The sequence below is a fragment of the Methylosoma difficile genome, from assembly GCF_054657615.1.
In genome coordinates this window covers 600869-616005 of sequence record NZ_BAAHYJ010000001.1, presented here as the reverse complement: position 1 = coordinate 616005, position 15137 = coordinate 600869, and the positions used below count along the sequence as shown (strand labels likewise).

11 protein-coding genes and 1 tRNA gene are annotated in these 15137 nt (G+C 51.4%); 11 read left to right on the top strand and 1 reads right to left on the bottom strand.

Annotated features, from left to right (window positions below; genetic code table 11):
- Positions 1 to 30: 30 nt before the first annotated feature.
- Positions 31 to 1683, top strand: coding sequence for a copper resistance system multicopper oxidase (locus ACYQ1O_RS02935; RefSeq protein ID WP_459990137.1), 1653 nt, complete (start codon positions 31 to 33; stop codon positions 1681 to 1683).
- Positions 1680 to 2354 carry a copper resistance protein B gene (locus ACYQ1O_RS02930; protein WP_459990136.1) on the top strand — a complete coding sequence of 225 codons (675 nt, stop codon included), beginning with the start codon at positions 1680 to 1682 and terminating at the stop codon, positions 2352 to 2354. Before ACYQ1O_RS02935 ends, ACYQ1O_RS02930 begins: the two co-directional genes overlap by 4 nt.
- A 106-nt stretch (positions 2355 to 2460) precedes the next feature.
- Here ACYQ1O_RS02930 and ACYQ1O_RS02925 read toward each other — a convergent pair.
- Positions 2461 to 2547, bottom strand: a tRNA-Leu gene (locus ACYQ1O_RS02925).
- 221 nt (positions 2548 to 2768) lie between these two features.
- Between ACYQ1O_RS02925 and rnr the strand changes: the two genes are divergently transcribed.
- The 9 genes from rnr to hfq all read left to right on the top strand — a co-directional run bounded on the left by rnr (position 2769) and on the right by hfq (position 15054).
- Entirely contained in the window at positions 2769 to 5054 is a 2286-nt protein-coding gene (rnr, locus tag ACYQ1O_RS02920) for a ribonuclease R (RefSeq protein ID WP_459990135.1), read from the top strand.
- The gene (locus ACYQ1O_RS02915) at positions 5047 to 5367 is read left to right on the top strand and encodes a hypothetical protein (RefSeq protein ID WP_459990134.1); all 321 of its coding nucleotides are present in this window, start codon (positions 5047 to 5049) and stop codon (positions 5365 to 5367) included. Before rnr ends, ACYQ1O_RS02915 begins: the two co-directional genes overlap by 8 nt.
- A gap of 42 nt (positions 5368 to 5409) precedes the next feature.
- On the top strand, positions 5410 to 6150 hold the full coding sequence (rlmB, locus tag ACYQ1O_RS02910) for a 23S rRNA (guanosine(2251)-2'-O)-methyltransferase RlmB (protein WP_459990133.1): 741 nt from the start codon (positions 5410 to 5412) through the stop codon (positions 6148 to 6150).
- 369 nt (positions 6151 to 6519) lie between these two features.
- Complete coding sequence (locus tag ACYQ1O_RS02905; protein WP_459990132.1) at positions 6520 to 8121, top strand: efflux transporter outer membrane subunit; 1602 nt, start codon at positions 6520 to 6522, stop codon at positions 8119 to 8121.
- Positions 8118 to 9248, top strand: coding sequence for an efflux RND transporter periplasmic adaptor subunit (locus ACYQ1O_RS02900; RefSeq protein WP_459990131.1), 1131 nt, complete (start codon positions 8118 to 8120; stop codon positions 9246 to 9248). Before ACYQ1O_RS02905 ends, ACYQ1O_RS02900 begins: the two co-directional genes overlap by 4 nt.
- Positions 9249 to 9311: 63 nt before the next feature.
- Entirely contained in the window at positions 9312 to 12365 is a 3054-nt protein-coding gene (locus tag ACYQ1O_RS02895) for an efflux RND transporter permease subunit (protein ID WP_459990130.1), read from the top strand.
- A 100-nt stretch (positions 12366 to 12465) separates the two neighbouring features.
- On the top strand, positions 12466 to 14073 hold the full coding sequence (locus ACYQ1O_RS02890; RefSeq protein ID WP_459990129.1) for a DNA recombination protein RmuC: 1608 nt from the start codon (positions 12466 to 12468) through the stop codon (positions 14071 to 14073).
- 178 nt (positions 14074 to 14251) lie between these two features.
- Positions 14252 to 14689, top strand: a complete 438-nt coding sequence (locus ACYQ1O_RS02885; protein WP_459990128.1) for a protein YgfX — start codon at positions 14252 to 14254, stop codon at positions 14687 to 14689.
- 119 nt (positions 14690 to 14808) lie between these two features.
- Positions 14809 to 15054: an RNA chaperone Hfq gene (gene hfq / locus ACYQ1O_RS02880; RefSeq protein WP_459990127.1), complete on the top strand. Its 246-nt coding sequence runs from the start codon at positions 14809 to 14811 to the stop codon at positions 15052 to 15054.
- The last annotated feature ends 83 nt before the right edge of the window (positions 15055 to 15137 follow it).

The window sequence follows — 15137 nt, the reverse complement described above, 5'->3', positions numbered from 1 at the left end:
GCGTTGTCCAACCAACCCTTCTGAGCGCTTATGCCCCATCCATCAAACGTCCGCGTTATTATCCTCAGTGTGCTGGTGCTGTGCGCCCCAACAACGTGGGCAGATACCTACCGGCTCACCATTGACGAGCAAGGCATCAGCCTCACAGGCGAAAAGCAAACCGCCATCACCGCCAATGGCGTATCGCCAGCCCCCACCTTGCACTGGCGCGAAGGCGAAATCGTCAACTTGCAAGTCAGCAACCGCTTAAAGACAGAAACATCGTTGCATTGGCACGGCATTATCTTGCCGTATGAAATGGACGGCGTGCCGGGCATCAGTTTTCATGGTATTGGTGCGGGGCAAACCTTCAACTACCAATTTAAAGTGCAACAAAGCGGCACCTATTGGTATCACGGTCATTCCGGTTTTCAGGAACAGCAGGGCTTGTATGGCGCGTTGATTATCGACCCGCCCCATAACCACCATCCCGCCGACCGAGATTACGCCATTTTATTGGCGGATTGGCCTGAAGACCGCCCTGAGCGCATCATGGCGCGGCTAAAAAAACAAAGCGATTATTACAATTTCCAAAAACGCACGGTTGGGGATTTTTTTAGCGATGCCCGTGAAAAAGGTTTTTTTGAAACCTTAGCCGACCGTATGGAATGGGGTGAAATGCGCATGGAACCCACCGATTTGGCGGACGTGACAGGCGCGACCTACCATTACCTGATTAACGGCGCAACGCCTGACATGAATTGGTCTGGTCTGTTTGCAGCCGGAGAAACGGTGCGCTTAAGGTTTATCAACGCATCGGCGATGACGCATTTTGATGTCCGCATTCCAGGCCTAAAAATGCAAGTGATTGCCGCCGACGGACAAGACGTTGATCCGGTTGCCGTCGACGAATTCCGCATTGCTGTTGCCGAAACTTATGATGTGCTGGTCACGCCCGAGCAACCGCAAGCCTACGCCATTTTTGCCGAAGCCATGGATCGAAGCGGCTACGCCAGCGCCAGTTTAACGCCCAAAATAGGCTTGCGCGCGACACCGCCCGGGATGACCCCGCGCACCTTACTGACTATGGCGGACATGGGTATGCCAGCCAGCGGCGGGCATCAGCACGACCACGCCGCCGCTACCGAAATGCCCGTGGAAAACGAACATGCAGGACACGCCCAACATCAGCAACACAATGCCGATGACGCGCCCGCCCACAGTATGCACGACCATCAAGCCATGTTGCGCCAGCAAGCCGAAGCGTCTAACGCGCATAAAACTTTAAGCTACCCCGATTTACGCGCCAGCCAACCCGACACTGGCTGGCGCGCGCCAGACCGCGAAATCAAACTGCGCCTGACCGGCAACATGCACCGCTATATGTGGTCCTTCGACGATATTGCCTACGCCGATGCAGATCCCATCCGGCTGCGTTTGGGTGAGCGCGTGCGCTTCACATACGTCAACGAAACCATGATGAACCACCCCATCCACATGCACGGCTTGTGGCAATATCTGGACAATGGCAACGGCGAATACAGCCCCAAAAAGCACGTCATCAACGTTAAGCCCGGCACAACCGCCAGTGTGGTCGTACCGGCGGATGCGGTTGGCGAATGGGCATTCCATTGTCATTTGATGTACCACATGGATGCGGGCATGTTCCGAAAAATCATCATTACAGCGGGGCCAAAACCATGAAAATGGCATTATTTGCCGTTTGCGGCCTGTTGGCAGCCCATACCGCCAACGCCCATGATGATTCGAGCATTTTCAACCATTTCAAAGCCGAACGTTTGGAATATGAAGGCAATGGCGAGCTGCACTTGTTCAAATGGGATGTGCAGCATTGGGTGGGTAACGACAAACACAAGCTTTGGCTGAAAACTGAGGGCGATTACTCACAAGACCAAAACATCTTTGGGCGCGCCGACCTGCAATTGCTGTACAGCCGCAACATCGACACCTTTTGGGATTTCCAAGTAGGTGCCCGCCGTGCCTTCGAACCGGAACGCACTTACGACGGCGTGATTGGCTTTAAAGGTTTGGCACCGTACTTTATCGAAACCGATGTCGCCATGTTTTTCACCAACAACGGCAATGTCTTGGGGCGTTTGGATTTAAGTTACGAATGCCTGTTGACGCAACGCCTTATTTTGCAACCACGCATCGGGCTTAACGTTGCCGCTTCGGACATCAACAATCGTGGCGTGAAAGCCGGTGTCAATGAATTTGAAGCCGGACTGCGTTTGCGTTATGAAATCAAAAGGGAATTTGCCCCGTATTTGGGTATGGATTATGTCGAAGAACAATCGCTGCTCGAACACCAGCACAGCTTGCGTTTCGCGGTCGGGGTAAGGCTTTGGTACTGATCCGCCCCTGTGCGGATGGGCAAATTTCGGGCAATAAAAAACCCGCCAAGCCAGATGGCCTGCGGGTTCTTCGTGTAGCGTCGCATCCGTATAAGGATGCCTATAATGGTACCGAGAAAAGGACTTGAACCTTCACGACCTTGCGGTCACCAGCACCTGAAGCTGGCGTGTCTACCAATTTCACCACCTCGGCTTAAATTGCGTAACAACAAATCAACGCGCACTATACTTAGGCGCTGTGAAATTGTCAATCGCACCTGTGTAGCCTACAATCCAGAGGCCATTTGCGCCGCCTGCCGCCCACTCTTTTCACTTGCCGGTGCAGGCCGTGTTATTATCAATTCTAATCAATAGCCTAAGCATGTATCATATAGCCCAAGCTTATTGTAGCCATCACCTCACCCATTAGTTTAAATGCCCTTGAAGTCCAAACAAGACGTTGATGCCAAATCAACCCCCGACCCCTACGCCCAGCGCGAAGCTGAAAAATATGAAAACCCGATTGCCAGCCGGGAATGCATCCTTCAACTCATTGAAAAGTCTGGCAAGCCTTTAGACCGCAAAGAAATTGCCGAAGCCTTTGCCATCACCGACGAAGACCAACTCGAAGCCCTGCGCCGCCGCCTTAGGGCAATGGAACGCGACGGGCAATTACTGTTCAACCGGGGGCAACGTTATTGCCTAGTCAACAACAAAGATTTGATTGTTGGGCGCATTATCGGACACGCCGACGGCTTCGGCTTTATCCGCCCCGATGACGGATCGGAAGATTTGTTTTTATCACCCCGCGAAATGAACCCGCTGTTACACAACGACCGCGCCATGGTGCGCATCGTTGGCATCGACAAAAAAGGCCGCCGCGAAGGTGCGGTGGTGGAAATTCTGGAACGCAACACCCATCAAGTGGTCGGGCGGCTCTATAAAGAAGACGGATTTACCTACGTTATTCCCGACAACAAAAACATTTCGCAAACCGTTTTGCTGCAAAAAGACGGGGTAGGCAAGGCCAAACAAGGCCAAATTGTCATTGCCGAAATTGTCGAACAACCCACCAAACTACGCCAACCCATAGGCCGCATCATTGAAGTGCTGGGCGATCATCTCGCGCCGGGCATGGAAATCGAAATGGCGATCCGCTCGCACGAATTGCCGCATAAATGGCCTGACGAAGTACAAGAAGAAATCAAGCCGCTGACACCGGAAGTGCCGGAAGCCGCAAAAGCAGGCCGCGTCGATTTGCGCGACATTCCGCTGGTCACCATCGACGGCGAAGATGCCCGCGATTTTGACGATGCCGTCTACGCTAAAAAAACCCCCAGCGGCTGGAAATTGCTGGTCGCTATCGCCGATGTTTCGCATTATGTGCAAATCGGCACTGCACTGGACAACGAAGCCAAAAACCGCAGCACGTCGGTGTATTTCCCCGAAAACGTTATCCCGATGTTGCCGGAAATTTTGTCTAACGGTTTATGTTCGCTGAATCCGCACGTTGACCGTTTGTGCATGGTCTGCGAAATGCTCATTGACCACGATGGCAACGTCACCCGCGCCAAGTTCATGGAAGCGGTGATGAACTCCCATGCCCGCATGACCTACACCGAAGTCGCGAAAATCTTGGTGGAAGATGACGCGGAATTAAAAGAAAAATACAAACCGCTGCTCAAGCATTTAAAAGAGCTGTACGCGCTTTACCAAGTGCTACGCATGAAACGGGAACAACGCGGCGCGATGGATTTTGATACTCAAGAAACCCGCATCGTGTTTGGCGACAACCGTAAAATCAGCAAAATCGTTCCGGTCACCCGCAACGATGCCCACAAGCTGATTGAAGAGTGCATGATTACCGCCAATAGCGTGGCGGCGAAGTATCTGAACGGCAAAAAAATGCCTAAGCTGCTGCGTATCCACGAAGGCCCCAGCACCGATAAATTGTTTAATCTAAAAACCTTTTTGGGTGAGTTGGGCTTGCGATTGGGTGGCGATAACGAGCCTAAACCTTTGGATTACATGCACTTGGTCAACAGTATCAAAGGCCGCCCCGACGCGCATCTGATCCAAACCGTGTTGCTGCGCTCGCTCTCGCAAGCCGTCTACAGCCCTGAATTAAAAGGCCATTTCGGCTTGGCACTCGATGCTTACGCGCATTTCACCTCGCCCATCCGCCGCTATCCCGACTTGCTCGTTCACCGCGCCATCCGCCACTGCCTGCAAGGCAAAAAAGCCGAAAGCTTTTTCTACGGCGTACCCGATATGGTTATGCTCGGCGAACACTGCTCCGCCAACGAACGCCGCGCCGACGATGCCACCCGTGATGTGGTCAGTTGGCTGAAATGCGAATACATGATGGACAAAATCGGCGACGAATTCACCGGCATCATCTCCGCCGTCACTTCGTTTGGTTTCTTCGTCGAACTCGCAGAAATTTACGTCGAAGGCTTGGTACATATCAGCAACCTAGGCCAAGACTATTTCCACTTCGACCCGACCAGCCACCGCTTGTTAGGCGAGCGCACCAATACCACTTATCGCTTAGGCGATAGCGTGAAAGTGAAGGTCGTACGTGTCGATTTGGATGAAAAGAAGATTGATTTTGAACTGGTGCTGAAAACGGCTTCGGTTAAAAAAGCGGGCGATGCGCCAGCTAAATCAGCTAAACCTAAGAAGAAGCGGAAGAGAAAACCGAAGCCGAAAAATGGCTAGTAAAAATCCCATTGAGTTATTGAACATAATAGCGTTCGATGGCTCAAGGCATTTTTTGGCATTGCCGGAAACAAAATCAGCCTATTACGTATTGTTACTGATTTTTACGTTGTGGGGTGCATACCCTACAGCATGTGTTTCCGGCTTTTTAGAATTCTGGATCGATTTCCGCTATCAAGGCCAGAAATTTTCAATTAATATTCAGTATGGCGAGATTTGGTTTTTTGTCGCGGATTCAAGCTGTCCAGAAGCGTTGCTATGCAAAGTTGCGAAGCATTTTGATCGCCATTTATCCGTACAGAAAATGCCTTAGCATTTATAGCCATTAGATAAGTCTGAAAAATACAATTTAAAAATGAAATCCTCCAAACTCTACGGCCTACATTCCGTACAAGCCGCACTCGATTACTCGCCAAAATCCATCAACAAAGCCTGGATAGACGAGCAGCGCCAAGACAAACGCTTAAGCCAAGCCATTGATGCTTTATTAGATTTAGGCATAGAGCCAGAAAAACTTGACCGCAAAAAACTCGATAAACTCGCGGAAGGCAATAATCATCAAGGTATCGTCATTGAAGTGGACATGCCGGGTGAATTGTCTGAAAGCGATTTAAAAACCGCCGTGCAAAGCTTAGGCGAAACTGCGCTGTTTTTGGTGTTGGATAATGTCCAAGACCCGCATAACCTTGGCGCGTGTTTGCGTAGCTGCGATGCCACCGGCGCACATGGCGTCATCATTACCAAAGACAACGCCACAGGCATTACGCCAACTGTCTGCAAAGTTGCCAGTGGCGCGGCGGAAACCGTGCCTGTCTACCAAGTCACCAATCTCGCCCGCACCTTGCGTTGGCTGAAAGACCAAGGTTTGTGGATTTTCGGCGCGGCGGGCGAAGCGGAACAAACGGTTTACCAAGCCGATTTGACTGTACCAATGGCAATAGTCATGGGCGCAGAAGGTAAAGGGATGCGCCGCTTGACCCGTGAGCAATGCGATGTGCTGGTGAAATTGCCGATGCAAGGCAAGGTGGAAAGCCTGAATGTGTCGGTGGCGACGGGCGTGTTGTTGTATGAAGTGGTACGGCAACGGCGCGGCTAAATATCGCCTATCGATTGTTAAATTAATCCGTTCATGGTTCGACAAGCCCGTCCTTTATGCCTTTTGGGTACGAACGGATTAATTTAAGGATATTTCCATTTGCCATCCAATAATCAAAAGCAATTTATCTCAAGGCGAATAGAAAAATCTTAATAGCATTCCACCACGTCAGTGGCTTCGGCACTTTTCGTAAAGAACCCCGTCTGTGTTTGATTGGGCGCATCTTCTTGTAAAACAAATTAATTGATATTGGCTGGCTTTGCCCTGCCGCTTTGTTGGTGCTAACATGCAAGGCAGCTTTGGCTTCAACTGGCAGCTTCACCTTGCCTCAATCCGCTTCTGTCCTACCAACAGCGAATAGACCTTGTTATGACTTTACGTGCCATCACCTTTTCCTGCCGTATCGCTTTGGCTACCAGTTTGCTGGTCGGTTGTACGCTGGGGCCTGATTTCTCCCAGCCCGCCGCACCCGCCTTGCAAAGCAAAGACATCACACCAGTGGCGGGTGATGCGGTCAGCAAAAGCGGCGTAAGCCAATCGTTAATACCGGGCAAAGACATTCCAGGATTGTGGTGGGCGCTGTTCCAATCACCGCAATTAAACGCCCTGATCGAAAAAGGTTTAAAACATAGCCCCGATTTGCAAGCCGCACAAGCCGCTTTAAGCCAAGCCCGTGAGCTGGCGATTGCCAAAAAAGGCGCGTTGTTTCCGTCTGTCGATGCCGGTTTTACCGGCAACCGGCAAAAAACTTCAGGGGCGCAATTTGGTAATCCTAGCTTTGGCGGTTCCTTATTCACTTTGTACAACGCGTCGGTTCAAGTGTCTTACACGCTGGATGTGTTCGGCGCGGTTCAGCGGCAAATTGAGCAATTGGATGCCCAAGCCGAATACCAACAATTCCAACTGGAAGCGGCGTTTTTGACGCTGGCGGGCAATATTGCCACCACCGCCATCCAAGAAGCTTCGCTGCGCGCGCAGATTGATGCCACGCAAGCGATGATTGATACGCAAAGCCGCCAGCTTGAGGTGATCCAACAACAAATCCGCTTAGGCAGCGCCGCCCCCTCGGCCTTATTGGCGCAACAGGCGGCGTTGGCGCAAACGCGTACGCAATTGCCGCCGTTGCAACAGCAATTGGCACAAACCCGCCACCTGTTGAATTTGTTGGTGGGCGATTTGCCAAACGCCAATGCCGGTACTTTTAAACTTAGCGATTTGCATCTGCCCGCACAATTGCCGCTTAGCCTGCCCGCCAAATGGGTTGAACACCGCCCCGACATCCGCGCGCAAGCCAGTGTCTTGCACGCAGCCAATGCCCAAATTGGTGTCGTGACCGCCAGCATCTTCCCTGATTTTACCCTGACCGCCAGTGCGGGCAGCATTGCCACGGAAGTCGCCGATTTGTTCATTCCTGGCAGTTATATTTGGAATGTGGGCGGCAAAGCCTTGCAACCCATTTTTCGTGGCGGCGAATTTACCCACAACCGTACCGCCGCCATTGCAGCTTACGAACAGGTTGCCGCCCAATACAAAGGCACGGTTCTGAAAGCTTTCCATCATGTTGCCGACAGCCTCAACGCCTTGCACTACGATGCCGCCGAAGCGGATGCACAAAGCGACGCCGTGCAAACCGCCGCCGCCAGTTTGGCGTTGCTGCAAGCCCAATATGCGGCAGGCGCGGTCAGCTATCTGCAAGTGTTGGATGCCGAACGCACTTGGCAGCAAGCGCAAATCGGCGACAGCAAAGCCCAAGCGGCGCGCCTTGCTGATACGGTCGCGTTGTTCCAAGCCTTGGGCGGTGGTTGGTGGAATCGCCCCGAACTCAGCAAAACTTTAATTGCCGAACGCGAACGGCAAAAACCTAAAGCAAAAACCACCTTCAGCCAAGACATCCACTGTTTTTTGCATGCCTGTTTGGATAACGGCAAGTTATTGGCAATCCCTTCTCCCTCACAGGAAAACCACAAATGATAAAGCGAATGCTCATTATGCTGGTGCTGGTCGGCTTGGTGCTGGGCGGCATTTTTGGTTTCATCAACTTTAAGGCGCGCATGACCAAACAGTTCATGACCGCCGGTGGCGAACCGTCGCAAACGGTATCAACGCTGGTCGCCAGCCACCAAGATTGGCAACCCAAACAAAGTGCGGTTGGTAGCCTGCGTGCTGTACAAGGCGTGGAAATCAGTGCCGAAGTGTCTGGGCAAATCAGCCAGATTTATTTTCAACAAGGCCAACCCGTGCAAGCGGGCCAGCCTTTGTTGCAATTGCGAGCCGACGACGAACAGGCGCGTTTGTCCGCCCTGACCGCCACGGCAAAACTGGCGCAGATCACTTACCAGCGCAGCCAAGCGCAATGGAACGCCAAAGCCATCAGCCAACAAACGCTGGACAGCGACAAAGCCAATCTGGACATTGCCCTCGCCAACATTGCCGCACAGCAAGCCTTGCTGGACAAAAAGCTGGTTCGTGCGCCGTTTACCGGACAATTGGGTTTACGGAATGTCGATGTCGGGCAATATTTGGAAGCGGGTAAGCCGATCAGCACCTTGCAAGCTTTAGATAGCTTGTATATCGACTTTTTCTTGCCGCAACAGGCCTTGCCTTTGTTGGCAACGCAGCAAGCCGTTACCGTTAAGTCCGACGCTTATCCAGACCAAGACTTTACTGGCACGATCAGCGTTATCAGCCCGAAAGTGGATGCCGACACCCGCAACGTACAACTCCGCGCCACGCTAAAAAATCCTGACCACAAACTGCTGCCGGGCATGTACGCAACCGTCACCATCAGCACTGGCGCGGCGCAATCCCTCATCACTTTGCCACGCACGGCGATCAGCTTCAGCCCCTATGGCTCAACCGTTTATATCGTCAGCGAGAACGGCAAGGACGACAAAGGCAATGCCAAGTTGATTGCCAAGCAAAGCTTTGTCACCACCGGTGCCAGCCGTGGCGACCAAATTGCCGTGCTGAACGGCGTGGCTGCTGGCGATGCCGTGGTCACCTCTGGGCAGATCAAGCTGCACAACGGCTCGCCCGTGCTGGTCAACAACAGCCTGCCGCCCAGCTTTCAACCCAACCCGCAACCTGTTGACCATTAAACCCATTGAATCTGCCGTTTAATCTCAGATACATGCCGTCAACCTAAAGCCATCACAATCACCATGAACCTGACCGATATTTTTATCCGCCGCCCCGTTTTGTCTACGGTTGTCAGCCTGATGTTACTGGTATTGGGGCTGCGCTCGTTGATGGGTTTGCCGGTGCTGCAATACCCGCGCACCGAAAATGCCATTGTTACCGTCACCACTACCTATTACGGTGCCGATCCTGAGGTGGTGGCGGGCTTTATCACCACGCCTTTGGAAAACATCATTTCCCAAGCCAACGGCATTGATTACATCACCTCGACCAGCCAAAACAGCGTCAGCACCATCACCGCCAATCTGCGCCTGAATTTTGACCCCAACAAAGCGCTGACCGAAATCAGCACCAAGGTCAATTCGGTGCTGAACCAACTGCCGCCGGAATCGCAACGCCCTGTCCTCACGGTAAAAATCGGCGAAACCATTGATGCCATGTACATTGGTTTTTCCAGTGATGTTTTGCCGATCAATAGCGTCACCGACTATCTGGTGCGCTCGGTGCAGCCGCGTTTGCAGTCTGTGGAAGGCATCCAGACCGCTGAATTATTGGGCAGCAAATACTTTTCCCTGCGCGCATGGCTGGATACCGATAAGTTGGCGGGCTACGCGCTCACCGCGTCCGATGTCAGCGCCGCTTTAGCGAAAAATGATTACATCGCAGGCTTGGGTACAACCAAAGGCCAAACCGTGCAGGTCAACCTGACGGCATCGACCAGCCTGCATTCCTTGGAAGAGTTTGAAAACCTGATTATCAAACAGCAAAACGGCGCGATTATCCGCCTGAAAGACGTGGCGAAAGTCACTTTAGGGGCGGATGATTACGAATCCAGCGTGGCTTTTGATGGCAACAAAGCGGTTTATATCGGCTTGCAAATTGCGCCAGGAGCCAATCTATTGGAAGTGATGGGGCGCGTGCGTGAGGTCTTTCCTGGCATCCAAACACAATTGCCGCAAGGCATTACCAGCAAAATCGTTTATGACGCCACCAAATTTGTCGACAGCTCCATACACGAAGTCATCCACACCTTGGTCGAAGCCTTATTGATCGTCACTTTAGTGGTGTTTGCGTTTTTGGGGTCGCCGCGTTCGGTGCTGATTCCGGTGATCGCCATTCCGTTATCGCTGATTGGCACGTTTGCCATCATGCTGATGCTGGGTTTCTCTATCAATTTGTTGACCTTGTTGGCCTTAGTGCTGGCTATCGGGCTGGTGGTGGATGATGCGATTATTGTTGTGGAAAACGTCAACCGCCATATCGAAGACGGCATGCAGCCGATACCGGCAGCTTTGCTGGCGGCAAAAGAACTGACCGGTCCGATTATCGCCATGACGTTGGTGTTGATTGCCGTGTATGTGCCGGTGGGTTTTCAGGAAGGTTTGACGGGCGCGTTGTTTTCCGAATTTGCCTTTACCGTGGTCGGCGCGGTCACGGTTTCCGCCATTGTCGCGCTGACCTTGTCGCCGATGATGTGTTCGCGCCTGCTCAAAACCCATATGACAGACCGCAGCGGCTGGGAAGAGCGCTTGGTCGATTTGATTGACCGGCGCATGTTAGCGTTGCAACACGCCTACGCCAGAAAACTGCAGCAATCGCTTAATTATTTGCCCGTGACCAGCGTATTTGCCGCCATTATTTTAGCCAGCATCTATTTCCTTTACGGTGTTGCCAATCGCGAATTGGCTCCGCAAGAAGACCAAGGCGTTATCCTCAGCTTGGCGACCGCCGCACCCGATGCAACGTTGGCGCAACGGCTGATTTACGGCAATGAAGTCTACAAAAACTTTGCCAGCCACCCGGAAAATGACAATATTTTCCAACTCGACCTGCCCGGACAATCCGTTGCCGGAACGGTGTTGAAACCTTGGCATGAACGCACACAAACCGCCCTTCAAATGTTGCCGGTTATTCAAGCGGAAATGAACCGGATTGCCGGCCTGAGGGTGGCAAGCTTTTTGGAACCACCACTGCCAGGCAGCAGCGGCTTGCCGGTGCAATTTGTGATTGGCTCGACCGACTCGTTCGAAAAACTGCACGGCATGAGCCAACAGTTTATGCAGGCCGCGCAAAAAACCGGCATGTTCATGTTTTTGGACAGTGATCTTAAATACGACCAACCGCAAGCGCGGGTGAATATCGACCGCGATAAAGCCGCCTTGTTGGGTTTGACCATGCAAGATGTCGGCGCGTCCTTGTCATCGTTGTTGGGCGGCGGTTATGTCAATTATTTCAGCATGGACGGGCGTTCGTACAAAGTTATCCCGCAGCTGCAGCAACGCTTCCGGCTCAACCCTGAGCAGCTCCAGCAAATCCACATCCGTACGGCAACCGGCACTACCGTGCCACTGTCCACCATCGCCAGCATCAGCACCCATACCGTGCCGCAATCGTTAAACCACTTCCAGCAAATCAATGCCGCCGTCATCTCCGGCGTGCCGTTTCCTGGCGTGACTTTAGGCGATGCGCTCAATACACTGAAAGACGTCGGCAAACAGGTGTTACCGCCCAATTATTCGGTCGATTACGGCGGGCAATCGCGGCAATTGGTGAAAGAATCCAGCAGTTTTGTCTTCACCTTTTTGTTCGCGCTCATCATCATCTTTTTGGCGTTGGCGGCGCAATTTGAAAGCTTCCGCGATCCGTTAATCATTTTGGTTTCCGTACCCATGTCGATAGCGGGCGCTTTGGTGTTTATCGCCCTCGGCATTGGTGGTGCCACACTGAACATTTACACGGAAGTGGGTTTGGTGACGCTGATGGGCTTAATTAGCAAGCACGGCATTTTGATTGTGGAATTTGCCAACAACAAACAAAAAGAAGGCTTAAGCAAACGCGCCGCCATCGAAGCCGCCGCCAGCATCCGCTTGCGCCCCATTTTGATGACCACCGCCGCCATGGTGTTGGGCGTATTGCCCTTGCTGATGGCGAGCGGTGCCGGTGCGGTGTCGCGCTTTAACATGGGCTTGGTGATTGCCACCGGCATTGCCATTGGCACGCTTTTTACCTTGTTTGTTGTGCCAGCGGTTTATCTATTGATCGGCGAAAGCCATGCCAAGCATGAAGAATTGGTTTAAGGTAATAGGAATGCAGTCAAAGCCATTAAAATAAAAATATAGCTTTGCAAGACTGCCCATCCCATTGACCTTTCAAACGGACGCCGATAAGGAATTCCCAATGCCCGACTTGTTCACCCTTGCCCTCGCTGTTGCCTGCGCGCTGCTTTTGCTGGTCGTTGTGCTGCTGTTTGTGGTTATCAAACAGCTCAAACCGTTGGCTGCCAATGCAGCGGGCGATACTCTCAACACACTTTTGCAACGCTTGCAGCACAACGAGGAAACCTTAAAACAAGGTTTTGCCGACTCACGGCGTGAGTGGCGGGAAATGGCGGCAGAAAATCGCCGTGAAACGCTGGAGCTGTTCAAAAACCAGCAAGACACTTTACTCAATCGCATTGGCGAAAACAGCAGCCAGCAAAACCAACAATTGGATTTGTTTAAAACCGCGCTCGCCAGTTTGTCGGAAAAGCTCATCAATAACGCCAATGATTTTAAACAGGCGGTGGGCGCGTCTTTCCAAACCACCAGCGAGGCTTTGAATGCCAAGCAGGACGAGTTCCGCGACAAAAATCTCGCCAAGCTTGACAGCTTCGCCGAGCTTATCAAAGCCGATGCCAAAGCCAACCGCCAAGAGCTGAACGACTCGTTAAAATCATTCGAATTGCAGTTTGCCGACAACATCAAGGCGCTCAATGAACAATTAAGCGCAAAATTTGCCGAGTTAAACAAACAGCAAGCCGATGCCAATGCCTTGACCAAAACCAGCATTGCTGACATCCGCGACAGTATCGAAAAGCAATTGAAAGCCATCCGCGATGACAATACCCAGCAATTGAACGAAATGCGCAAAACCGTGGACGAAAAATTGCAAAGCACGTTGGAAAAACGTTTGGGCGAATCATTCAAACAAGTCAGCGACCGTTTGGAGCAAGTCCATAAAGGTTTGGGCGAAATGCAGACTTTGGCCATTGGTGTGGGTGATCTGAAAAAAGTGTTGTCCAACGTCAAAACGCGCGGCATTTTGGGCGAATATCAATTGGGCAATATCCTTGAGCAAATCCTCACGCCGGAGCAATACGCAGTCAACGTCGCCACCAAGCCGGGCAGCCAAGCCAATGTGGAGTTTGCCGTCAAACTGCCTGGTAAAGCCGATGAAAAGACGGTTTGGTTGCCAATGGATTCCAAGTTTCCGCTGGAAAGTTACCAAAGCTTGTTGCAGGCTTATGAAGAGGCCGATGGGGTGAAAATTGACCAAGCCCAAAAACTGTTGCTGAAAGCAGTGGAAAGCTTCGCCAAAGACATCAGCAGCAAATACATTGACCCGCCGCATACCACCGATTTCGCCATCATGTTCTTGCCTATCGAAAGCCTGTTTGCCGAGGTGTTGCGCCATCCGCAAATGTTTGAGCTGCTGCAGCGCAAATACCGCATCACCATCACCGGCCCGACCACGTTATCGGCGTTGTTGAACAGCTTGCATATGGGCTTCAGGACGCTGGCGGTGCAAAAACGCAGCAGCGAAGTCTGGAAAGTATTGGCGGAAGTGAAAACCGAATTTGCCACCTATTCGGAACAATTGGCCTTGGTGCATAAACAATTGACCACCGCGTCCGGTTCTTTGGAAAAGCTAAAGGACACCCGCACCAAAGCCATGGAAAGAAAACTGCGCGATGTGGCGGTTTTGGAAATCAGTGATGGGAAGGATTCCTTACCGTTATTGGATTAATGGCGGATTTTTCTATATTCCAAAGAGTCGATCATTACTTAGGAATATAACAATGGTGTATTTACAAGCCCCAAACATCGGCTATATTCACAATGCTTTTTGTAAACACGGTATTTTTTGAACTTGTTTCAAATGAAAAGGTATTATGCTGCTTGAATCCGGCAATTAGGAGGCAAGGTTGGCGCGGCAACAAGAACCCGATTTATGGATAAACTTAAAGCCTTCAAAGTGGCTTCACGCCATCACATTGGGCGCGCACTCGTTGGCGATGGCGGCCTGTTCGCTGACGGCGCTGGCGATAAGCCTTAAAGCAGTTATGATGATTGGCATCGCTATCCACGCAATCCATGCTTTGCAGCAAGCTAAAAATACCGCCGTTACGCTACAACACAGCCATGCAGGCGGATGGACGCTGGGCGGCGAGGCGGTCAGCGTATCAGCCAGCAGCACCATTAGCCCTTATGCGGTTTTTCTGCATTTAAAAGGATTGAAAAATAAGCGTTATAATCATAAAACATTGCTGGTCTTTTACGACGCGTTAACGGAAGATGATTTTCGCCAATTGATTGTGCGATTAAAAACGTCTTTTAAAATACAAGCAAGCAGTAACGGGTAAAAAATTAAGCCATGAATCGGCGAGGCTGTCATCTTTTCGTAGATAATCATTTGTATTGGCTTGTAATTGCAGTTATCTTAAGCAACAATTAACAAAAAATAATATTAAGGAGAAATAGGATGTCAAAAGGTCAAAACTTGCAGGACAATTTTCTAAACTCACTCAGAAAAGAACACACGCCTGTGTCCATCTTCCTCGTCAATGGCATCAAATTGCAAGGCAAAGTCGATTCTTTCGACCAATACGTCATTATGCTGAAAAATACTGTCAGCCAGATGGTCTATAAACACGCCATCTCCACCATTGTACCCAGTAAAGCGGTAAAAATGTCGCGTGATGAAGACTTGCCCAGCACTGAAGAATAAGCCATGACCCAGGCCGATTGCCATCATTTGCAATACACATTTCCCCTAGTCGCTTTGCCAATCATTTCCTGTCCTATTTTGTT